Genomic DNA, 20,915 nt, shown 5'->3' on the forward strand with positions numbered 1-20,915 from the left:
GGGCGTTTCATTCGCTGCCGAGTCGATACATCTGGCCGGGCAGATCCTTTTGCGGGATGACCACTTCAACCAGCACGGGTTTGTGCTTGATCCCCGCGATGCGGGGCAATGCGGCTTTCAGCTCGTCCACCGTTTCCACTCGAATGCCTTCCGCCCCGAAAGCTTTCGCCAGTGCGAGGTAATCCCAGTCGGGCAGGATGTCGAAGGTATCGAAGCGATGTTTCGGGCCAGGTTTGAACGCATCCATGTTCACGTACACCTGCTCGATGGCGTAGACCTTGTTACTCATTACGAAGATGACCGCGTTGAGCTTATGGCGGGCCAGCGTGGACAGCGATTGGCAGACCATCATGAAACCGCCATCGCCGGCTACCGTCCAGGCGCGTTTGCCACTGCCCAGTTGCGCACCGGATGCGGCACCGGTCTCGAAGCCGATGCATTGCCAAGCTGCCGACGAAATGAAGCTGCCCTGCGATAGGCCGTAGCAGTTCGTGGCGACATACATCGCGGAACTGACGCCATAGGTCATCACGATGTCTTTCAGCAGGTTGTTGTCCTGCAGGAACTTCATCGTGTGCTCGAAGAAACGGTTGTAGGTAATGATTTGCGGCCTGTCTTTGTAAACCGGATCGGAATTGCCGGCCCAAGGCTGCGGATATTTCGGTTGTGGCGGTGCCTTGACCTTGATCGGATAGGCCTTGTCCGCCTTGAACTTCGCCAGCAGGGCTTCCATGAAATCCTGCATGGTGACGGCGCCGTATTTGAAATACCCGGCACGGACACCTGACGTATCGGCCAACACCATGTCGGCGTACTTGCTTTCGATGAAGGCAAGATAGTCGTCGGTAATGATGGTGCCCAGAGTCAATACGCAGTCGGAGGCATGGACCACGTCCTGCACGGATTCGATCGACGCAGCATCGGAGTAAGTACCGATGAACTTGTCGCCCTTCTCGTCCAGCACCGTCTTGCCGAGTGTCGTAGTGGTGTAGAGAAAGCCGCTGGCATCGATGATCTGCTTGAGCAAATCAGACAGACCAAAGCGCAGAATCTCCACACCGGCAAAGATCAATGGCTGCTTCGCCGCAGCGATCTGCGTCCAGGCCTGATCCACCGCGTTGCGAAGCGCCAGCTCCGGGCTCCGGGTAACACGCGGCTTGAGCGGTGTCTTCGGCGGACGTGGACAAGGCTGCCCCCAGACTTCCTTGTAGCAGGCGATATACACCGGGCGCTTATCCGTGATCGCATCGACCAGCAATTCATCGATCTGCTCGGCGGCGCCTACGTTGGTACTAAGCGTGATCGCCCTGACCGTCACGTTTTCATAGATCTTCCGGTCCGCATCAAGGTCGCCGGTGGAATGGTGGAACAGCACGTCATACATATCCGTGATATCGCGCATGTCGGCACCCGGCGTGGCGCTGATCACCACAATCGGGCTGCGCTCGACCCACGCGCCGGCAATGGCATTGAGCGCGCTGTAAGTACTTACGCCGAACTGCAGCGAGACCGCTGCAAGGCCACGGGTGCGCGCGTAAGCATCGGCGGCGTAAGCGGCATCCAATTCGTTGATCGCGCCGATCGTTTTGATGCCGTCGAAATGCTCCAGCGCCTGGGTGAAGTGCTTCACGTAATCGCCAGGGATCTGGAATACATCGGTGACATTCAGCTGTTTGAGCCGAGTCAGCAGGTAGTCGGCAACGGTGAACTCGGTAGCCGCTGGCGATCCTGAATCGATGAGTGATTTCTTCGAGATGCTGCTGCGTGTCATGGCGACTCCCCTGGCCAGTCCATACCGCCTTCACCAAAATCGAGTACGTTGAAAGCCATCGCGTTCCGCCCTTCAATGAGCAGGCTTTCTTCGGAAACGATCTGCTAGCTATATCTGCCGCACTTCCGATGTAGAACCGAGCCAAACATCACGAGTGGGATGAACACCCCAGACTTCCGCATAGATGCAAAAAGCCACGTCCAAGGCATAACTTGATCGCCGTGCGGCGATCACGCATAGAACCAAGGCACGCGTGGAAAATCTCTAAGACGAAAAACGCATCTTTCTGCGCTGCATAAATCCCTGCCCCTGTTTCCTGTGAAAACCCCGATCACCCGTAACATTGCGAAAACGAGCGGGCGAAGTGTGCGATTGGAGATGTGACGATCATGTCTTTTCCAAGTTATCCCTGTGATAACGCCCAACCCCACGCTGCCACTAGGCAAATGCGCTGGCCGACTGCTTAAACGTGCGCGAATAGAAATGAATCAAACGGGGTTGGGTAATGCGCAGACGGAAGCAGTCGATGCTCAGCAATTATGAAGGTAATCGCCACAAAGCATTCGACGCGGAGACATCGTGCGCGGCCATATCGATTGAACAGCTGGGACGGAGGCTGATGTATCCCGCTTTTTTTACTCATTCCGCCTAAGGCTCAGGTTCGCGTCAATACTGTTTCAGAGCGAGTCGTCATTCCGGCGAACGCCGGAATCCATGCTTCGTGCTGGCGATGGATGATTCGCTTCGCTCACCCCTCCGGGGCCGTCCTTCGGACGTTCTCCGCGCTTCGCGCTACGTCCGGCGTTCGCCGGAATGACGGTGAGGTACTACGAAACTTTCCAGGGCAGCAGTGTGCCTTCGCCGGAATGACGTCGAGACAAGACTGACTTTTTCTCTGTGAATGGCACTTCAGAGTTCAAAAACGTGGGAATACCTCAGGGACAGGGTGGTTAAACGGTTCAATGACCTCCATCCCGACTTCCATAATCTCGTTCGCCTCAGTAACTCAGTCCGGCAGACGGAAAAGAGAAAGGTGCACAAGCCCGGGCTTGCCACTAAACATCGGATAATTTCTAATACCGTCCACCGGCTCGTTCGGTCGCCAGGACGCCACCGCGGCGCGGCGTCAATAAGGGATACCCATGTTCAGGATGAGCAGCATGTTCAAGTGGTTGGGTGTGGCCGCAAAGGCCGCGCTGTTGGCTCATGCGCAATCGGCGCCGTCCTGCTTCAGGTTATCGGGCAACCCCCATTTCGCCAAATAGCGACGAATGACACGCTCTTCTAAGGCGTTAGGCTGGTGCGCCTCATCATCAGCCATATCAAATGGAGTTCGTTATGCATAAAGCAGTCTTGGCACTCGCTGTAGCATTCCTCTCTGTCTCTGCCATGGCATTCAGCCAGTCCACCGACAAGGCGCCAACCAGCAAGGCAACCGATCAACTGGCGTGTGGCGGTCCGATGTGCTGCGACACCGATCCTCGTTGCTGGGATGCCCCAGGTGCTTGCAAGTGCATGGAAATGAAAGTCGATGCAGACAAATTGTCTGTCATGACAGCATCGGTGATCAAGAAGAACGCCGAAGTAACGCTAAGCTGACGGTTGGATTATCGGCTTAGGAAGGGGCCTTCGGGCCCCTTTTTGTTTGGCAGTCAATCAACATGGCGATCACAAATCAGTGACCACTATGAACGTGCAGCATGAAAATATCGTGCGCAACCATACTTATTAACGTAGCAATCTTCTCGTTCAACAACATCGCTTTGCTGCAGCACGCAGCATTCCACTCCATCAAGCATTGATGACGACATCTTCACTTTCGTGCAGCGAACGTGCAGAACGATTACCCATTGCTGACCAAGCGAACTGGAGTTTGCGATTCTCTTCACGGCAACCGGTCGTATATTTCGGGCCGTTGCGGGTTTTTCATTTATCTCCAAGAAACTCTTCACACAGCGATAGGGCAGCTGCGACATGGCTTTTGTTACTCCCACGAGTTTTATCGCACCAAATGATGCCGCCCCGATGCTCGCCCAACCGTCTCGGATCAGCATACTGGCTGGCAATTCCAGGCTTGATATCGGCGATGACGGTGCGGTCAAAATTGAAGCGCAAATGCAGGCATTTCAGGCTGGCCTGATTCATGCGGACGACATTCGTCGCCAAACCGGAGACTTGCCACCGATATCCATAGCGTTCGATCACAAAGGAGTCTTTCGTCGCCAGTTCCTGCGCGATGGACTTAGCAACAGCCAAAAACGCAACCCCCGGCTCTGCCATCTGCGCACGGAGATCATCGACACCTTTGGTCCTTTGGCTGACGAACTAAGCATTCCGAACGAACATATTCTGGCGATTCACGAAGACTCCGCGCGAACACATGCGGAGCATTTACTCAGCACGATGTCCATGTCTGCGGAAGTGCGGCATCGGATGGTCGCCGCGACATCTGAGCGCCCCACCTGTGCCGCCAGCAGCAGTTCGAAGATCACGTGCGCTGCCATTACCAGTGAATATTTCTGCAAAGCAGTCGATGCCGGGTACTCGTCTTCGACCACGCCAGCCTTGCTCGAAGTCTTTTTCGAAGCATCGCCATGGTCGGAGGTGCTGGCTTATGTCCGTGGCCTGCAGCTGACCCATGCGTTAGGGATGCGCTTTGGCATACGCCTGAATTTGGTGACGCCGACAGGCGCAGTGCAGAAAGGCGAGATCGTTTATGCCGAACCCGAAACGCAGCTTTCGTCCGAGCTGGTCGCCTGAAGGGCGCATGGGCATGCAAGCATCGGCGCGCCGCATTTACCTGGATCACAACGCTACCACGCCGCTCGATCCGCGAGTGCTCGATGCCATGCTGCCGTTTTTTACGAAGGACTTTGGCAACGCTGCCAGCACGAGCCATCCATTCGGATGGCAGGCGCGCAGCGCCGTGGAAGAAGCCAGGGTTGGCATCGCGCAAGCCATTCATGCTGCGCCGGATCATGAGATCGTGTTTACGTCGGGCGCTACCGAATCGATCAACCTGGCCTTGAAGGGCCTGCAACCGGAGCACGGCAAGAACCATGTGGTAACGAGCCAGATCGAGCACAAAGCCGTGCTGGATAGCTGCTGGTACCTCGAACAGAACGGCGTCAATGTCACCTATGTTGGCGTGGACGAAGCCGGGCGAGTGGATCTGGACCAGCTTGCTTCGGCCATCAATGACCGAACCTATCTGGTGTCGATCATGCTGGCCAATAACGAAACCGGCATCGTGCAGGATATGGCGGCGATAGCTGGCCTTTGCCTCGCCAAAGGCGTGGTGCTTCATACCGACGCAACCCAGGCGTTGGGCAAGATCGACGTCGATATGAACGGGCTGGATATCGGCTTGGCGTCTTTCAGCGGCCACAAGCTCTATGGTCCCAAGGGTGTGGGTGCCCTGTATGTTCGCGGCGATCTGCTTCATCGCATGCAACCGCAGTTGCATGGTGGCGGGCATGAGAACGGCTTGCGCTCCGGAACACTAAATGTGCCCGGCATCGTGGGCTTTGCGGCAGCGCTCAACCTTTGCATCCAGGCACAGCCCTCGGAAAGCCTGCGCATGGCGTCACTGCGCAAGCAATTGCACGAGGCGGTCACCTCGCAACTGACAAGCGTGCGTTTGAATGGCGATCTCCGCCATGCCCTGCCCGGCACGCTGAATCTCTCCTTCGCGCAGACCGACGCCGATTCCATCCTGCTTGAGATGCCGGATATTGCCTTATCATCCGGTTCGGCATGCACATCGGCCAAGGTCGAACCGTCCCACGTATTGAAAGCGATGGGCGTCAGCGATGAACTGGCCAGGGCGAGCATCCGGTTCGGCATTGGCCGGTTCAATACGGAAGAAGAGATCGCTTACGCCGCAAGGCGCTGCATCGAAGCGGTAAAGCGGCTTCGTGCCATGTCGCCGCTCACCGTGTAACAACCGGCTAGCTGCGTACCTCGCAATGAATCTGCATGGCTTCCGTCACGTTGCCATGAATGATGAAGCCCGCTGCCTCCAGCGCCGACCATGCGAGCGCCAGTTCGCGATGATATGCACGCCTGATTCGCTTAATAAGCCAAAGCGGCGTAAAGACACCGAAGGGAAGCAACGTCAAAGCGCTGCCGTCATACGCGATGCTCACGTCGATACAGTCACCCGATCGATCATGCCCATTGGGTGAGAAAATCGCCCTGCTTTCGCTGGAACGATGGAGATAGACGATACAGAACACGGTCATGCCGACGACACGAGCGAGACGATGGGCGATACGAATAACACTGCCGCGCGATTCATAACCTCGCGTCAGCACCAGCGTTAGGCCATAAGCAGAGAGCACGGCCTGCGCCGATTCAAGGCGACGGCAGGCGTCGCTTGATAGGAGCACTTTGTCGTAAGGCCATCGCGGCTTGACCAGAAAGGAAATGGAAGTCGATGATCGATCCAGTACTTTCACAGTCGATGGTCTCGGCAGGTATGCCAAGCATCATGTTTTGGCAATGGTATGAAATGGCTCCGGCGGCGGCGTGCCATCGGCCGGCAGCGCGCTGATCGCCATGTCCCGTACAGCACGCGCAAGTATCACGCCTCTTACGAACGCATCTTTGGCCGGGCCGGGATTGTCCGGTGACTGGACCGAGGCGAGAAAGAAAGTGTCGTAGAGGCCCTGCAATTTCTCGGCGTACGCATCACGGATGATGTCGGCGTCGGCCTTGGATGGATTCGGCATAACGTGTTCCCTGTCGTCAATAAGGCTTGGAAGTTATACATCAGCCGATGTGTCTTCGGTACCTGTAGGCAAACCATCGTACGGACTCGCCCAACCAATCACGCAAGAAATGTGGAGATTAGGGTTTGTATTCTCAGCATTTGTTCGCACTACATGCCCATGGTTAAACGCCTTGCATCTTTGAGTAGCAGAATGAGTTGCTGCTCACGCACCGGGGTTGGCTCAAAACCGAACTTCCGATAGAAGGTCTCGGCTTCGGTGTCGATCGGGTGGGTCAATAGCGCCCGGATACCGGCCTGCTCAGCGATGTTGAGTGTGCGGCGAATCGCATCCTGCAACATGCCTATTCCAAGACCACGCCCCTTATAAGCGATATCCACCGCAAGCCGAGCCAAGATGACGACTGGTATCGGGTAGCGTCCCATACCGCGCCGAACCCGCTCAGGTGCTTCGAGCGTGTCAATCTGACCTACAGCCAAGCTGAAATACCCCGCGACACGACGTCCGTCGCAAACGACGAACGTTCTTGCCGAACCGCTAGTTTGAGCTTGACGCGCGTAACGCTGGAGCCAATCGTTGAGAGCCTGTTTTCCACAATCAAATTCGTCCAGAAGATGGTCCGCATCCAGAGGAAGCGGGGCTAACACGCTCATTCTTTGACCCACGGCGGGCGTCGGGAAAACAAATCGGCCAGGCCAGAGTTGTCTCTTTCCGGCCGGTCCAACATATCCAGCAATGCTTGGTGCTGGCTGCCCGAAACCAGGAACAACCGCTGGTCGAGCAAGGTCTGCTCCGCTGCCTGACAGGCGGCATCAAGAATGAAATCCGTCAGCGACTTATGGGCCACGTCCGCGGCACGGCGCAAAACGACCTCTTGTTCCGGGGTCGCTCGCAGACCAAGGCGTGCACTACGCGCATTGGGGTTAGGGAGCGGCATGGTGAGCCTCCTATTCAGACATACAATAGACATCATGTTAGTACAAATGACGTACGTCATCCACATCTCACGATTTGTGGATTTAAAGGACATCGTCGTGCGCCATGGCTAGCTCGACATGCGTTACGCGGAAACCGATCTCCAATCAAACGGAATTCTTGCTCGATGCTCCGCGCTGCCAGCGCCAGCCTTGTAATCGAACACAGCCTCAACAAAGGTAGGTGGATGATCTTTCACCTCCCCCCATCAACCATAAGGATGCTTGTATGGAATATCGACGTCTTGGCGCATCAGGCTTCAAAGTGCCGGTGCTGAGTTTTGGAACCGGCACGTTCGGCGGCAAGGGCGAGTTCTTCGGCGCGTGGGGCAATACCGACGTGGCGGAAGCGCGCAAGCTGGTGGATATCTGCCTGGATGCGGGCGTCAGCATGTTCGACACCGCGGACATCTATTCCCGCGGCGCGGCCGAATCGATCCTGGGCGAAGCCATCAAAGGCCGTCGCGACAAGGTGCTGATTTCCACCAAGGCCACCTTCCGTTTCGATGACGAACCCAACAACGTGGGCTCGTCGCGCTACCACTTGATCAACGCAATCGATGAAGCGCTCAAGCGATTGGGCACCGATTACATCGACCTGTTCCAGTTGCATGGCTTCGATGCGATGACACCGGTGGAAGAAACGTTGTCCGTGCTGGATGACCTGGTTCGCGCGGGCAAGATCCGTTACCTGGGCGTATCGAATTTCTCCGGCTGGCACGTCATGAAATCGCTGGCGGTGGCCGATCGCTACGGTTACTCGCGCTATGTCGCCAACCAGACCTACTACTCGCTGGTCGGGCGCGATTACGAATGGGAGCTGATGCCGCTGGCCCTGGATCAAGGCCTTGGCGCGGTGGTGTGGAGCCCGCTCGGCTGGGGCCGCCTTACCGGCAAGATCCGCCGGGGCCAGCCGCTGCCGGCGACCAGCCGCTTGCACAAGACGGCGGACATGGGCCCGCAGATCGACGACGAATACCTCTATCGCGTGGTCGACGCGCTCGACGACGTCGCCAAGGAAACCGGCAAAAGCATCCCGCAAATCGCGCTGAACTGGCTGCTGCAACGGCCTACCGTGTCCACCGTGGTGATCGGTGCACGCAATGAAGAGCAACTGCGGCAGAATCTGGATGCCATCGGCTGGAATCTCTCGCCGGAGCAGATGGCGAAGCTCGACAAGGCCAGTGAGGTGACGCCGGCTTATCCGTATTGGCATCAGCGTGGGTTTGGGGAGCGGAATCCGGCGCCGGTTCCGGTTTGAGAGGATCGCTCTGCATATTCCCCTCTCCTCATTTGAGGAGAGGGTGAGGGGGCGAATCTTGCAGCACAGCTATCACGTGCCCAGTCGTCATTCCGGCGAAGGCCGGAATCCAGTACAAACACGTCGTGCGAAGCACACAACATAAAAAAATATCGTGTCCTTCGGACGCATATTTAAACTGGATTCCGGCCTTCGCCGGAGTAAGTATCCACCGGCAAAGCCGGTGGCTTTAAGCGATTGCGGGCCCCTCAAAGGGGCCTTTTCGCAATCGAAAATCAAGAGCCGCTGCTCGGCCAGTCTTGCTTTCTTCTCAACTCATTCAAGAGCAAAAAAAACCGAGGTCTTCCTTACTTGGGAAGCTGTTCGAAGAAATACTCCTGTAAATGTCAAACTGGTCCAGCCACCCCGGCAATGCCGGGGGTTTCTTGTTTCACAATGACGACCAAGCAAGCCTGAGGCACCCATGGAACCCGACCTCACCACCGCCCCCAACCTGCTCCCCGTCCTCGAAGCACTCCAACGCCGCGAACCCATCTTCCACCGCCCGGAGCTCGGCACCACGCGTCGCGATTTCGAAGCGATGACTGAACCCGACTTCTGGGAAGTCGGCGCCTCCGGCCAGCGCTACAGCCGCGAATACGTGCTGGATGTGCTGGAAGAACGCTACCAGCAACCCTTTGACGACGACTGGGAAACCAGCGATTTCCATTGCCAGGAAATCGCTGCGGAAAATTACCTGCTCACCTATACCCTGAAGCAGGGCCAGCGCGTATCACGCCGCACCACGCTATGGCGGCATACGGCGCAAGGCTGGAAGATCGTTTATCACCAAGGCACCTTGGTGGCAGAACGGTAACTAGCTACCGCTGCTTCGAGCCGCCACCCCAGACTGGCCCAACCAACCCGCGCTGCCCGGCAAACAACGGCATCCAATTTCCCCTTGTCCGGGGTAAAGCTATCAAGGGCTTAGCCGATACATTGACAAAGCTACCGCAGCAATGCCTCATTAATGCAGGGGTTCACATTTCCTGCACTGCTCTTACTCACTGATAGGTGTGCCATAGCGGCAGATTAAATTGGCCATGAGCCTGAGCCTTCCGATCCCGGTCATCGCATCAAAAGAGCCGAAAAACACGGCCTGGCTCGGCTGCTTGATCGAAGCCGAAACACCGGCTGAAGTCGGCGCGCTCATCGAAATGCTGCTGCAGTCGCAACCCCATTGCCTCAAGGCCAAGGTGCTGATGCTTGGCCACCCGGAAGACGCGCGCTTCATCAAAACGGAGCCGGCCGAAGCGGAAGAAATCACGCTCGCGCAAGAAGCGCTGCGTGCTGCCGATGGCATCCAGACGTCGGCCGACGGCAAGCGCTATGCCATATCGCTGCTGCAGGCACAGCAAGTGGCGCTGCTGCTCACCATGACCATGGAAGGCTCGGCCAAGGCGCTGCTCACCAAACTGAACCCGTATCTGCAACTGGGCGCGCGCCAGTTGCGCCATACGATCAAGCTGGCCGAACTGTACGATTCGCACAGCCAGCTGGAGCATTCGGAAAATCTGCAGCGCGCCCTGTTCTCCATTTCCGAGCTGTCCAGTTCGGACGCGGACATGTCAGACATGCTGAAGGGGATCCATCGCATCGTCAGCGGGCTGATGTATGCGGAAAATTTTTTCATCGTCCGCTATGCCGCCGAGCGCGACTGCATGCGCTTCCTGTATTACGCGGATACCCAGGATCAAAACAAGCCTGAAACCAACCGCGACATGCGCCTGGAAGACCGGCGGCATACGCTCACCTGGTACCTGCTCACCCGGGGCAAGCCGCTCATGGGGAGCAACGACCAGTTGTCGCAACAAGTGAACGGCCCGCTGGTCATCGCTGGCCCCGACAGCGACGACTGGCTTGGCGCTCCCATGCTGCGCAACGGTCAGGTGCACGGCGCGCTGGTGGTGCAAAGCTACGGCACTGGCATCGTGTATTCGCGCGACGACCTCGCCCTGCTGGAATTCGTTGGCAACCACATTCTCACCGCGCTGGAACGCAAGGAAAGCAAGGATGAACTCGAGCGGCGCGTGCGCCAACGCACCGAGGAGCTGGCCGAAGTCAATCGTGGCCTGAGGCAGGAAGTGCGCGAACGGCATCGCGCCGAACGCCTGCAGGAAGCGCTGTTCCAGATGGCCCAGTTGGCCACCGCCGACATCGACGAAAACACGTTCTACGAGCGCGTGCACACCGTCGTGGCACGGCTGCTGGATGCAAAAAATTTCTTCATCGCCCTGCTCAGCGACGACCGTACCAAGCTCGAATTTCCGTACTACATGGATGCCGGCGTCCGTCACCAGCTATCGCGCCCCGTCGGCCGGGGCTTGAGCGAATACGTGCTGCGCCGCGGCCAGCCATGGTCCGGCACGCGCGACGACATCATGGCGCTGACGCGTGCCGGCGAAGTGGTCCCCCATCACATCGGCGAACCTTCCGCCTACTGGCTGGGCGTACCGCTGAAAGTGGATGAAGCCGTCATCGGCCTGGTCGCCGTGCAAAGTTACGAGTCCCAATCCGCTTATGGCGTACCCGAGCAGGAACTGCTCGGCTTCGTGGCCTTGCAGATTGCCAACAGCATCTACCGCCGCCGTTCCGCTGCTGCCCTGCATCTGGCCAATCTGCGGCTGGAGCACCGCGTGGAGGAACGCACGCGCGAACTGCGTGCCGAAATCGCACGGCGCGAGCAGATGCAGCAGCAATTGCATCACCAGGTGATGCACGATCCCCTCACCGGCCTGCCCAACCGAGGCTATCTGCGCGAACGGCTCGATCGCGTGCTCAACCGCATCCGCAGCGATTCCAACCGCCGCTGCGCCTTGCTGTACATCGATGTCGATCGCTTCAAGGTCATCAACGACAGCCTGGGCCACCTGGCCGGCGACGAATTCCTGAAAGCCGTGGCGGTACGGCTGCTCACGCATGTTCGCGAGCCGGACATGGTGGCGCGGCTTTCCGGCGATGAGTTCGCGATTCTGCTGGAGAACATCGAGAACACCGATACGGCCACCCTCATTGCCGATCGCGTACTGCAGGCCGTAGCGACACCGCTGCGTATCTCCGGCAAAGAACTGGAACCCTCGGTAAGCGTCGGCATTGCCTGCGGCGATTCCAGTTATCTGGATGCGGATGAATTGATCCGCGACGCCGACATGGCGCTGTACCAAGCCAAGCAACTAGGCCGCAAACGTTTCGCGGTGTTCGACGAAGCCCTGGCCAAGGGCATGGTCGACGTACTCGCGATGGAAAGCGAACTGCGCAAGGCGCTGCGGCAGAATGAATTCGAACCGCATTTCCAGCCCATCTACCGGCTTGGCGACAGCAAGGTAATGGGCTACGAAGCGCTGATCCGCTGGAACCATCCGCAACGCGGCCTGCTGCGGCCTTCGGATTTCGTCAAAATCGCCGAAGACAGCGGCCTGATCGAAGCCATCGACTGGCGTCTGTTCGAACTGAGCTGCCGGCTGCTGGCGCAACATGGGCCGGGCGAACCATTCATTACCTTCAACGTATCGGCCTTGCACCTGCGCCATGCCGATTTCGACGTACGCATTCTGAAAATGCTCGAACGCAGCGGCCTTGCTCCCAGTCGGCTGGTTACCGAAGTGACGGAAGGCGCGCTGCTGGACAACCCCGAAAGCGTGCGCAACGTGCTCGACCGCTTGCGCAGCGTAGGCGTTGGTGCCGCGCTGGATGATTTCGGCACCGGTTACTCGTCACTGAGCTATCTGCACTCCCTGCCCCTACGCATGCTGAAGATCGATCGTGCGTTCGTGCAGGAACTCGACAAGTCGGGAAGCGGCAACAGCAGCACCGTGGTGGCGGCGATCCTTGCGCTGGCGCACGCGCTCAATATCCAGGTGATTGCGGAAGGTATCGAAACACAGGCGCAGCTGGATGCGCTGGTGAGCATGGGGTGCGAGATGGGGCAAGGGTATTTGCTGGGGAGCCCCGCGCCGATGTCGCATTGGGTGGCGTCGTAGGTTGGGGTGCAAACCCCAACATTACGTTCCAACCACACATGGCAATGTTGGGGTTTGCACCCCAACCTACGCCTTGCTCGCCCCAAGCCGCACCATGCCTTCGACGACGTCGCCATCGTGTTTGACGATGCGCACGGCGGCATTCACGACCAGCTCTTCCACCCACTTTTCGAGCGTAGCGACGTCGGTTGGATCGGTATAAACGTGTTCGGCTCTGCGTCCCCTATCGGTATCCGCGATGGCTTCAGCGGTTGGCTTGGACGTTACGCCGTCAATCCGATGTGGCCGGCCCTTAATGTGCGGGCCGGCCGAAGGGAGGTCTGTCAGGCTTTCAGTTTGTGCAGGTCCTGTTGTACGTGCTGATTCTTTTCCTTGACTTCGCGCAACAGCTCCAACACGTGCGCGCGCTGTTCCTTGCGCTTGCGTTCCTGAGCCGCCAGCAGTTCCTGCCGGCGCGTCATGTGAACGGGCGGCTGCTTCGCCGGGCGCATGATGCGGCTGATGTAATCGGACCAAGTGCTCAGATGCCACAGGGAGCCCGGTGAGCCCGAACTCCTCCCAGGGCTGATGGAACCAGGAGTATTCATGAACGGCCTCCACCACGAGACGGTTGCCCGCGGCAGCCCCCTGCGGCTGCCCGGACAATCACTCTGCACCAAGCATTGTTAGGGCGGTGTAATTGAGCCGCTAGAAACATTGGCAACCCGGCTCGGCGATCCGCACGTGCCCGGCTACGGGCGCATCTGGCATTTGCCGGTGAGCTTCACCATCGATCGCGATGGGAAACTTGTCGACAACGGCTGGAAGGACAAACAGCCCGCCTGGACGCAGGAACGTCTCCACCAGATCGTCCCCCTTTGCTAAGTAGCACGATGCATTGACGCCAGCACTCATTTCGCCGGCAAGGATCTGACGAACACAAGCGCCGCAGCCAGCAGCTTGCGGCGCAAGGCATCGTCGCCATAAGCCTCCGGCGCCACGCGCATCCAGCCTTGCATACGCCGAGTGCCAGAGATCATGGGCACGATGCCCGGCGTCTGCAGCGCCCATGCATCGTTGTCTTTGCCGAGCCGCACGAGCAAGCCGTCATGGCGCGCGCCGCACAAGAGATTACCGTGCGCCAGCCATGCCCAGCCGCCGAACATGGCTTTCTCGCTGAGACCGCGCTCGTCTTGCAGGTCTTCGCTCAGCAGTGCTTCCAGGCCTTTATCGCGCGCCACGCTTGTTGATCCTTGTTACCGTGAAAAATATCTGTCCGTTGTTCCACTAGAAAAACCGAAGTTCACGACAATGCTGTTTCAGAGCGAGTCGTCATTCCGGCGAAGGCCGGAATCCATGGTTAGTGCGAAGCATGGATTCCGGCCTTCGCCGGAATGACGTCGGGGCCAGACTAAATTTTTCGCGGCGGACGACGCTCTGGACGCCCAAACGTAAGATATATATCAAGGTTTGCACCCCAACTTACGAACCAAGTATCAGCACCGAGGGCAAATGGCTATCCGGATGCATCCGCAGCAGCTGATACGCCACGCCTCCGACACCGGCCAACAGCCCCGGCACAAACACTTCCTTGGTCAAGCCACACGAAGGACCGTACTCTTCCAGGCTCGATACGATCCGCGCCATCAGGCTTTCACGCGTCATGCCGTCCAGCGCTACGCCACCGGCCATCAACTGATCCAGCAGCTCCCAAGCACCGAGATCGCCATGGCACAGGCAATGGTTCCAGCCAAGGCCCATGCGCATCGTTGCTGCTGCGGCGTGGCGCAACAAGGATTGCGTACGTGGATGTTGAAGATCGGGGTCCATATCCAGATGCGCCAGCCCGATGCCAGTGGAACCATGACACCACACGAAGGCCGACTTGGGGCCGCCGAGATTGCGCAGATCCACCCAGTTCTGCTCATCCTCGTCGAAGGTCGCATCCTCAAAGCGGAACGCTGCTTGCGCCAAGTCTTCGAAACGGCTTTCGCCCGTGGCACGCGCCAGTCTGGCAAGCGCCCAGCCGACGCCGGTCACCCCATGCGAGTAGCCGCCAATACCGTGCGGCCACATCTGCGGCTGCACCCAGTGCGCACGATCGCCGTCATGCCGCGCCAGTTCGCGCAGCTGATCGCCAATCTGGATGGCCATGTCGACAAAGCGCTGCTCATGCGTGCATTCGGCCAGCGCCAGCAACGCGGGAATAGCGCCGGCGCGGCCGGAGAGAACGTCGTTCATATCATCGGCCACTGCCGCTTCCAGCATGCCTTCGGCCAGCGCGGTCGCACGCGTGAGTTCGTCACCGCTGTGATCGTTCCACTGCGACAGCTTCAGCAATGTCCAGATTTGCGCACCCAGGCCCATATAGGCGCCGGGTGTCGGCGGACGCACTCTGATGTCACCGTGCAAGGTCTTCGCCAGTTGCTCCTCACCAAGGCGCAAGGTGTGCTGTACCGCCTTGGAAAGTTCCTCGATACCGGCAATCGGATTCGCGCGCCCCGCTTTCATCTCGCGTACGTAGGCTGCTGCAAGCAGTGCAATGCCCGACAGGCCACCATACAAATCCATACCCAGCAGTTGCACCGACCAGCCGGTGGGATTGAGTACGGGCGCAATCCACGCCACGCTGCCGTCATCACCGCGAATGGCATGCTTGACCAGACCCTGCATGATTCGCGCGGCTTGCACGCGACGCCGTGCATCCAGATCCTCGCTGCGAATCACGGAGGGCGTCAGCGTGCCCAGGTGCGATGTCCATCCATCGTTGAGGTAAGCGCTCACCATCGCGGCGCGGATCACATTGCGCTCGAAGATGACGTCGGACCTGCGCCAATGCCGCAACGCTGCCTGGGCCAGATGGCCCGGCTGCAGCCATCGCACGCCGCGCGAACCTTCCAGTTGGCCATCGCAGACCCGCGTGCTGAACATGGGAATGTCGCCAATCAACAGGTCTTCCATTTCGCTCTCGATCACTGCCGGATCACTCGGCGCGGAAACGATGTTGGCCGCCATGCCCGCCAACAGATCCCGTGCACGTTGCCTGGCTTGTGTCTCGTTGTGCAAAGACACCGGATGCCACAGCATGCGGGCGATTTCCGCATAGGCTTCGGTGGCTCTCAGCACCACGCGCACACGGCAATCGTCAAAGGTGCGCAAATGCGGTTCCAGGGCACCCGCGGCATCGAGCTGCCGCAAGGTACCGGTGAGTTGATCGAAGGCTTCCAACGCCTGCGGCCAATAGGTCGCCAGGGCCGGTTCGGGGCTGGGATGATTTTGTGCAATCGGCACCGGCACCATCGTGCTGCCGAGATAAGCCTCGTCGGTGCCGGCTTTTAGAATCGCCGGCTGCGGCATCATCGGTTGCTGGCCGGGCAACAAACCGATGCCGGAGTAATCAATGCCGCGCCACCCCAGTGTCTGCGCGCGTCCCGGCAACAAACCGATATTGAGCACGGTGCCCGCCACCAGTGCGGAAGCATGATCGAACGCCTTGCCGAACCCCGTAGGCGGCATAGGGACCTTGGGTGTGAACAAGGTTTCGCAATCAACCACCACCGGCATGTCGCCATGCGCGATCAGGTTTTCCGCATGCAGGTCGCTGGCACCGAGCAAATGCATGATCGCCAGCAAGTGACCGATACCGCGATAGAAACCGGTCAACGCATCATGGCCATCGGCATAACGATGGTCGACAAATTCGGTCCATCCGTAATCGCCGCGGTCGATGACACGTGGTATGCGAATGTTCAACGCATGGCCATGCGCTTGCGTCAGCACCTCGATGAAATGCTGCAGACAGGCGTCGACCGCCACCGAGCGTGGCTTGTAAACGATGCGCCCGCCTTCGCAGCGAAGCAGCGCAACCGTGAAACCGCCGCGATGGCTGTCCCCTGCACCGAAACCCAGTGCCGTCAGCTCACCGGCTGGCGCACCGCATAACACGCCGATTTCGTCACGATCCTCCACCCAGCGCCGCGCAAACAGCAATGACGCTTCGCAGCGATGACGCACGATGCATTCAACGCGTTGCAGCAGCGAGGGGTAATGTTCCGTCAGCTCTTCCCAGAACAAAAACTGCGAGGAGATTTCGAGAAATTCGCTCCATCGTTCACCGCCATCCGTGCCGCTGAGGCGCTCGCTTACCCGCGCAGCGTTGAGTTCAAGCAACAGCAGCCGCGTAAGCTTTCCGTGCAAGATGCTGCAAAGCGATTCCCGGGTTTCCTCCAGGATAACTTCGCGCTCGCGCGAGGAAAGCGCGGGAATAAGCACGAGCTGGGTTGCCAGCCTGCCCAACGAAGGCGCAAGCAGGCAACCCAGTGATGCGGTGAAATCATCGGCAAAACTTTTCGTCGCCACTGTGGATCAGCAGCACGGATGACCCTGGGAACCCGAGCAGACAGTGCCGCACCGACCCGAATTGCACACCACATTCAGGGTTATCGCGTTGGATTGAGACGTAATGTCGGATTCGGCAAATTCACCGCTGACATAAAGCGGACCCGCGGGATTGTTCGCGTCCGCCTGATTGCGCCACTGGTTGATCTGGTCTTGCGAAGCATTAAGCATGACTTTCTCCTCACCTTGTTGAAAAGGGAAATGAAGCCAACACGGATTGCTTGCTCACACACATACGGCTTCGTTGCAAAGCCGCCGGAACGATATAGAGCATGTGGTCATAAGCGGTCAACTGATTTTCATGGAGCTTCACGCGGCGTAGACATTTCGCGGCACGAAAGCCGCATGGCGTTGCGGCAAAGCTTACGGCGCTGAGGTTTGTTGCAACCTGTCCCCGTTTTCCTGCATGACTCACACCGGCAACGCCGTCGTCCTTTTCACTGTGCGCAACGCCAGCGTCGATTGCACGCGCACCACACCCGGCAACTGCGTGAGTATCTCCGTGTGAATACGCTCGAAGTCGGCCGAGTCGGCATACGCCACGCGCACCATGTAGTCAGCCGCGCCAGCGAGCAGGCAGCACTCGGTGACCTCGGGATGCTTCTGGATCGCCACCTCGAACGCATCGAGGGCGGCACGGCCTTGCTGGTCCAGTGTCACCAGTACGAAGGCGGTGCCTGACAAGCCCGCCGCCTTTTCATCCAGCAGCATCACATAGCGAGAGATCAGCCCCCGCTCTTCCATCAACTTCACCCGCCGCAGGCAGGCTGAGGGGGAAAGATTGATCTGCTGGGCAAGTTCCGCGTTGGCCAAACGGCCGTCTTCCTGCAGCAGGCGAAGGATGGCGCGGTCGCGCTCGTCCAGGGGCGGAGAAGGATTCGTCATAAATTCTGCTTTTAGATAAAAATTTCGCACTGGATACGAAAAATTAGCGACTACACGGCCTTAATGAGCGAGAAATTGCGCAAGGCCTCGATCATACTGCGCCCCGCGCGGCACACGGAAGGCCAGCGCAGCAACCTTCCCAACCATTTGTCGAGAGATCGAGTCATGCGCATCGGTGTACCGAAAGAGATCAAGAACCATGAATACCGGGTGGGCCTGGTCCCATCTTCCGTGCAGGAATTGGTACACCACGGCCATCAGGTGATGGTGCAGAAGGATGCCGGTGCTGGCGCTGGCCTGACCGACGCAGATTACGTCGCCGCGGGCGCCACCATCGTGGACAGCGCTGACCAGATCTTTGCCGACGCCGACATGATCGTGAAGGTGAAGGAGCCGCTGGCGGTGGAGCGCAAAAAGCTGCGCAAGGGCCAGATCCTTTTCACCTACCTGCACCTGGCTCCCGACGCCGAGCAGACCCATGACCTGATCGCCTCCGGTGCGATCTGCATCGCCTATGAAACCGTCACGGCGACCAACGGCTCGCTGCCCCTGCTGACGCCGATGTCCGAGGTGGCCGGCCGTCTCGCTCCGCAGGTCGGCGCGCACTCGCTGGAAAAGGCCCAGGGCGGCCGCGGCGTACTGCTGGGCGGCGTGCCCGGCGTGCCGGCAGCTGAAGTAGTGATCCTCGGCGGTGGCGTGTCCGGTACGCACGCGGCCACCATCGCCGTGGGCATGGGCGCGAAGGTGACGGTGGTGGATCGTTCAGCGGAAGCGTTGAAGCGCCTGGCCACGCAGTTCGGCACCTCGATCTCCACCGTGTTCTCCACCCGTTCGGCGATCGAGGAACTGGTGCGCCGTGCCGACCTGCTGATCGGCACCGTGCTGGTGCCCGGCGCTGCCGCGCCCAAGCTGGTGACGCATGACATGGTGCGCACGATGAAGCCGGGCTCGGTGATCGTCGACGTTGCCATCGACCAGGGCGGCTGCGTGGAAACCTCGCACGCCACCACCCATTCCGATCCCACCTACGTCGTCGACGGCGTGGTGCATTACTGTGTGGCGAACATGCCGGGCGCCGTCGCGCGCACGTCCACCTTCGCGCTCAACAGCGTCACCCTGCCGTTCACCCTCGCACTGGCCAACCACGGTTGGCAGAAGGCGCTGCAGCAGGACGTGCATCTGCGCAACGGCCTCAATGTGTTTGAAGGCAAGGTCACCTGCGAACCGGTGGCGCAGGCGCACAACCTGCCTTATGTGAAGGCGGAAAGCGTGTTGGGGATGTAATGCCGATACCCCCTCTCCCTCCGGGGAGAGGGTTGGGTAAGGGCGACTCTCGCCACAAAGTCTGATCTCGCTCGATCGTCATTCCGGCTTTCGCCCATTGCTGTCCGGGGAAGATTTTTGTAGAGCTCAAAAAGCTGCCATTTTATAGGCACTTTTTGCAAAGGCATGCAGTGAGGAACTTGTTCTCACCGTAGTCTTGAATCTTGCCTTATCGTCATTCCGGCGAAGGCCGGAATCCATGCTTCGTACTGGCGATGGATGATTCGCTTCGCTCACCCCTTCGGGGCCGTCCTTCGGACGTTCTCCGCGCTTCGCGCTCCGTCCGGCCTTCGCCGGAATGACGGTGAGGTACAACAAGACATCCGGAAAATTAGCCCCCCGGCGATACTTACTCGAACACGATGTCCTCTTCGAGCAGCGCCGACAAATACGCATGGCATATCCAGCCACGCTGCAAGCGCGCCTCGATCGCCGCGGCTACCACCTGCTGGTTGCGCTCGGTGACTTCACACCCATGGCAGCGCAGAAAGTCCGTAATAAAACCTTGAACCTCCCACGGCATACGGTCGAAAGGCGTTGCCGCCTCCCGCAAGTGCACCTGCCGAATTCGTATGCGAGCTTTGCGCGCCACGTTTGCTGAGCTATTTGGCCATTCCTGTGATCGCTCGTGCATAAAACGCACCACTGTTGCCGCGAGGATCAGCTCCCTCCCCTGCAAGCAGGGGAGGGAGCTGATCCTCGCGTAAAGATGGACCCAACCATGTCCGCGGACGTCAGCGGACAGGTCGCGGACAACTTGTCGATTCCCCTTCATCCCGTTCGTCGCCGGATTAAAGCCACCCTTCCACGGAGCCACCGCGATGAACCTGAAACTCTACGCCCACCCTTTCTCCTCCTACTGCCAAAAGGTGCTGATCGCGCTGTACGAGAACGACATCCCGTTCGAATGGCGCGAGTTGTCGAGCGAACACCCGGAGATCTATGCCGACTTCGCCGCCATGTGGCCGATCAAGCGCTTCCCTATTTTGATCGACGGCAACCAGACGATCGTGGAATCGACCATCATCATCGAGCACCTCGAGCTGCATTACCCGGGGCCGGTGTCATTGTTGCCTGCAAACGCACGTCACGCGCTTGAAGTACGCAAGCTGGACCGCTTCTTCGATTGCTACGTTTCCACGCCGGGGCAGAAGATCGTGTTCGATGCGATGCGGCCGGAAGACGAGCGCGACATCCGTGGCGTACGCGAAGCACGTGACATGCTCGACACCGCCTACGCATGGCTGGATAAGCAACTGGACGGCAAACCATGGGCCACCGGCAACGATTTCAGCCTGGCCGATTGCAGTGCAGCGCCGTCACTTTTCTATGCCGACTGGACGCATCGCATCGATCCTTCGTTCACCAACCTCATTGCCTACCGCAAGCGCCTGCTTGCACGGCCGTCATTCGCGCGCGCGGTGGACGAAGCGCGGCCGTATCGCCCGCTGTTTCCGTTGGGTGCGCCAGATCGCGATTGATCTAGCAACGCTGCACATAGCAAATGGGCAGATCCGAACAGCGTCTTTGTGCCGTTGAATCTTGGATAGCGCGGCTACTCCCCTGCTACAC

The 20,915-nt window shown here is 58.9% G+C and carries 21 protein-coding genes; 9 read left to right on the forward strand and 12 right to left on the reverse strand.

Features of this window, described 5'->3' with window-relative positions; translation table 11 throughout:
• Window positions 1-7: 7 nt before the first annotated feature.
• Complete coding sequence (locus IEX75_RS23160; protein ID WP_188798291.1) at window positions 8-1,771, reverse strand: alpha-keto acid decarboxylase family protein; 1,764 nt, start codon at window positions 1,769-1,771, stop codon at window positions 8-10.
• A 1,338-nt stretch (window positions 1,772-3,109) separates the two neighbouring features.
• Here IEX75_RS23160 and IEX75_RS23165 point away from each other — a divergent pair.
• The 3 genes from IEX75_RS23165 (at window position 3,110) to IEX75_RS23175 (ending at window position 5,714) form a co-directional block, all read left to right on the forward strand.
• On the forward strand, window positions 3,110-3,370 hold the full coding sequence (locus tag IEX75_RS23165; RefSeq protein ID WP_188798293.1) for a hypothetical protein: 261 nt from the start codon (window positions 3,110-3,112) through the stop codon (window positions 3,368-3,370).
• A 375-nt stretch (window positions 3,371-3,745) separates the two neighbouring features.
• A complete protein-coding gene (locus tag IEX75_RS23170) occupies window positions 3,746-4,531 on the forward strand; it encodes a hypothetical protein (protein ID WP_229721051.1) in 786 nt (261 codons plus the stop codon).
• Window positions 4,488-5,714, forward strand: coding sequence for a cysteine desulfurase family protein (locus IEX75_RS23175; RefSeq protein ID WP_229721052.1), 1,227 nt, complete (start codon window positions 4,488-4,490; stop codon window positions 5,712-5,714). Before IEX75_RS23170 ends, IEX75_RS23175 begins: the two co-directional genes overlap by 44 nt.
• 7 nt (window positions 5,715-5,721) lie before the next feature.
• Here IEX75_RS23175 and IEX75_RS23180 read toward each other — a convergent pair whose 3' ends face one another.
• The 4 genes from IEX75_RS23180 to IEX75_RS23195 form a co-directional block, all read right to left on the reverse strand.
• A complete protein-coding gene (locus IEX75_RS23180; protein ID WP_188798295.1) occupies window positions 5,722-6,231 on the reverse strand; it encodes a hypothetical protein in 510 nt (169 codons plus the stop codon).
• A gap of 30 nt (window positions 6,232-6,261) precedes the next feature.
• Window positions 6,262-6,504 carry a hypothetical protein gene (locus IEX75_RS23185; RefSeq protein WP_188798297.1) on the reverse strand — a complete coding sequence of 81 codons (243 nt, stop codon included), beginning with the start codon at window positions 6,502-6,504 and terminating at the stop codon, window positions 6,262-6,264.
• 149 nt (window positions 6,505-6,653) lie between these two features.
• Window positions 6,654-7,157 (reverse strand): GNAT family N-acetyltransferase, encoded by a 504-nt coding sequence (locus IEX75_RS23190; protein ID WP_188798299.1) that lies wholly within the window; start codon window positions 7,155-7,157, stop codon window positions 6,654-6,656.
• Window positions 7,154-7,441, reverse strand: coding sequence for a type II toxin-antitoxin system TacA family antitoxin (locus IEX75_RS23195; protein WP_188798301.1), 288 nt, complete (start codon window positions 7,439-7,441; stop codon window positions 7,154-7,156). The genes IEX75_RS23190 and IEX75_RS23195 overlap by 4 nt, the downstream gene beginning before the upstream one ends.
• A 266-nt stretch (window positions 7,442-7,707) precedes the next feature.
• Between IEX75_RS23195 and IEX75_RS23200 the strand changes: the two genes are divergently transcribed.
• From IEX75_RS23200 to IEX75_RS23210, 3 genes are all read left to right on the forward strand, one after another.
• Window positions 7,708-8,739 (forward strand): aldo/keto reductase, encoded by a 1,032-nt coding sequence (locus IEX75_RS23200; protein ID WP_188798303.1) that lies wholly within the window; start codon window positions 7,708-7,710, stop codon window positions 8,737-8,739.
• Window positions 8,740-9,202: 463 nt separating this feature from the next.
• Window positions 9,203-9,595, forward strand: coding sequence for a nuclear transport factor 2 family protein (locus IEX75_RS23205; RefSeq protein ID WP_188798305.1), 393 nt, complete (start codon window positions 9,203-9,205; stop codon window positions 9,593-9,595).
• A gap of 226 nt (window positions 9,596-9,821) precedes the next feature.
• The gene (locus IEX75_RS23210; protein ID WP_188798307.1) at window positions 9,822-12,758 is read left to right on the forward strand and encodes a bifunctional diguanylate cyclase/phosphodiesterase; all 2,937 of its coding nucleotides are present in this window, start codon (window positions 9,822-9,824) and stop codon (window positions 12,756-12,758) included.
• Window positions 12,759-12,824: 66 nt separating this feature from the next.
• Here the strand turns inward: IEX75_RS23210 and IEX75_RS24365 are convergent, their stop codons facing one another.
• Both IEX75_RS24365 and IEX75_RS24270 read right to left on the reverse strand, forming a co-directional pair.
• Window positions 12,825-13,085: a DUF3247 family protein gene (locus IEX75_RS24365; protein WP_268236502.1), complete on the reverse strand. Its 261-nt coding sequence runs from the start codon at window positions 13,083-13,085 to the stop codon at window positions 12,825-12,827.
• Complete coding sequence (locus tag IEX75_RS24270; protein WP_229721054.1) at window positions 13,082-13,345, reverse strand: hypothetical protein; 264 nt, start codon at window positions 13,343-13,345, stop codon at window positions 13,082-13,084. Before IEX75_RS24270 ends, IEX75_RS24365 begins: the two co-directional genes overlap by 4 nt.
• A gap of 109 nt (window positions 13,346-13,454) precedes the next feature.
• Here IEX75_RS24270 and IEX75_RS23220 point away from each other — a divergent pair, with 109 nt between their 5' ends.
• Entirely contained in the window at window positions 13,455-13,622 is a 168-nt protein-coding gene (locus IEX75_RS23220; protein ID WP_229721055.1) for a hypothetical protein, read from the forward strand.
• Between the two features lie 26 nt (window positions 13,623-13,648).
• Here IEX75_RS23220 and IEX75_RS23225 read toward each other — a convergent pair whose 3' ends face one another.
• The 4 genes from IEX75_RS23225 to IEX75_RS23235 all read right to left on the reverse strand — a co-directional run bounded on the left by IEX75_RS23225 (window position 13,649) and on the right by IEX75_RS23235 (window position 18,020).
• Window positions 13,649-13,978 (reverse strand): TfoX/Sxy family protein, encoded by a 330-nt coding sequence (locus IEX75_RS23225; protein ID WP_188798311.1) that lies wholly within the window; start codon window positions 13,976-13,978, stop codon window positions 13,649-13,651.
• Window positions 13,979-14,219: 241 nt separating this feature from the next.
• Window positions 14,220-17,096, reverse strand: a complete 2,877-nt coding sequence (locus IEX75_RS23230; protein WP_188798313.1) for a type 2 lanthipeptide synthetase LanM family protein — start codon at window positions 17,094-17,096, stop codon at window positions 14,220-14,222.
• A gap of 6 nt (window positions 17,097-17,102) precedes the next feature.
• Window positions 17,103-17,306: a DUF6229 family protein gene (locus IEX75_RS24515; protein WP_423373243.1), complete on the reverse strand. Its 204-nt coding sequence runs from the start codon at window positions 17,304-17,306 to the stop codon at window positions 17,103-17,105.
• A gap of 240 nt (window positions 17,307-17,546) precedes the next feature.
• Complete coding sequence (locus IEX75_RS23235) at window positions 17,547-18,020, reverse strand: Lrp/AsnC family transcriptional regulator (RefSeq protein ID WP_188798315.1); 474 nt, start codon at window positions 18,018-18,020, stop codon at window positions 17,547-17,549.
• A gap of 165 nt (window positions 18,021-18,185) precedes the next feature.
• Here IEX75_RS23235 and ald point away from each other — a divergent pair, with 165 nt between their 5' ends.
• On the forward strand, window positions 18,186-19,304 hold the full coding sequence (gene ald, locus IEX75_RS23240; protein WP_188798317.1) for an alanine dehydrogenase: 1,119 nt from the start codon (window positions 18,186-18,188) through the stop codon (window positions 19,302-19,304).
• A gap of 388 nt (window positions 19,305-19,692) precedes the next feature.
• On the opposite strand, the gene IEX75_RS23245 is transcribed toward ald, so the two are convergent.
• Window positions 19,693-19,902, reverse strand: a complete 210-nt coding sequence (locus IEX75_RS23245) for a hypothetical protein (RefSeq protein ID WP_229721056.1) — start codon at window positions 19,900-19,902, stop codon at window positions 19,693-19,695.
• 262 nt (window positions 19,903-20,164) lie between these two features.
• Here IEX75_RS23245 and IEX75_RS23250 point away from each other — a divergent pair, with 262 nt between their 5' ends.
• Window positions 20,165-20,824: a glutathione S-transferase family protein gene (locus IEX75_RS23250; RefSeq protein WP_188798321.1), complete on the forward strand. Its 660-nt coding sequence runs from the start codon at window positions 20,165-20,167 to the stop codon at window positions 20,822-20,824.
• The last annotated feature ends 91 nt before the right edge of the window (window positions 20,825-20,915 follow it).

The organism is Dyella nitratireducens (assembly GCF_014642835.1).
Lineage (GTDB): Bacteria > Pseudomonadota > Gammaproteobacteria > Xanthomonadales > Rhodanobacteraceae > Dyella_B > Dyella_B nitratireducens.

Excerpts from the sequence above, each read along its gene's own strand:
- IEX75_RS23160 (WP_188798291.1), bottom strand. The coding sequence starts at position 1,771 with ATGACACGCAGCAGCATCTCGAAGAAATCACTCATCGATTCAGGATCG.
- IEX75_RS23165 (WP_188798293.1), top strand. The coding sequence starts at position 3,110 with ATGCATAAAGCAGTCTTGGCACTCGCTGTAGCATTCCTCTCTGTCTCT.
- IEX75_RS23170 (WP_229721051.1), top strand. The coding sequence starts at position 3,746 with ATGGCTTTTGTTACTCCCACGAGTTTTATCGCACCAAATGATGCCGCC.
- IEX75_RS23175 (WP_229721052.1), top strand. The coding sequence starts at position 4,488 with ATGCCGAACCCGAAACGCAGCTTTCGTCCGAGCTGGTCGCCTGAAGGG.
- IEX75_RS23185 (WP_188798297.1), bottom strand. The coding sequence starts at position 6,504 with ATGCCGAATCCATCCAAGGCCGACGCCGACATCATCCGTGATGCGTAC.
- IEX75_RS23190 (WP_188798299.1), bottom strand. The coding sequence starts at position 7,157 with ATGAGCGTGTTAGCCCCGCTTCCTCTGGATGCGGACCATCTTCTGGAC.
- IEX75_RS23195 (WP_188798301.1), bottom strand. The coding sequence starts at position 7,441 with ATGCCGCTCCCTAACCCCAATGCGCGTAGTGCACGCCTTGGTCTGCGA.
- IEX75_RS23200 (WP_188798303.1), top strand. The coding sequence starts at position 7,708 with ATGGAATATCGACGTCTTGGCGCATCAGGCTTCAAAGTGCCGGTGCTG.
- IEX75_RS23205 (WP_188798305.1), top strand. The coding sequence starts at position 9,203 with ATGGAACCCGACCTCACCACCGCCCCCAACCTGCTCCCCGTCCTCGAA.
- IEX75_RS23210 (WP_188798307.1), top strand. The coding sequence starts at position 9,822 with ATGAGCCTGAGCCTTCCGATCCCGGTCATCGCATCAAAAGAGCCGAAA.
- IEX75_RS24270 (WP_229721054.1), bottom strand. The coding sequence starts at position 13,345 with ATGAATACTCCTGGTTCCATCAGCCCTGGGAGGAGTTCGGGCTCACCG.
- IEX75_RS24515 (WP_423373243.1), bottom strand. The coding sequence starts at position 17,306 with ATGCTTAATGCTTCGCAAGACCAGATCAACCAGTGGCGCAATCAGGCG.
- IEX75_RS23235 (WP_188798315.1), bottom strand. The coding sequence starts at position 18,020 with ATGACGAATCCTTCTCCGCCCCTGGACGAGCGCGACCGCGCCATCCTT.
- ald (WP_188798317.1), top strand. The coding sequence starts at position 18,186 with ATGCGCATCGGTGTACCGAAAGAGATCAAGAACCATGAATACCGGGTG.
- IEX75_RS23250 (WP_188798321.1), top strand. The coding sequence starts at position 20,165 with ATGAACCTGAAACTCTACGCCCACCCTTTCTCCTCCTACTGCCAAAAG.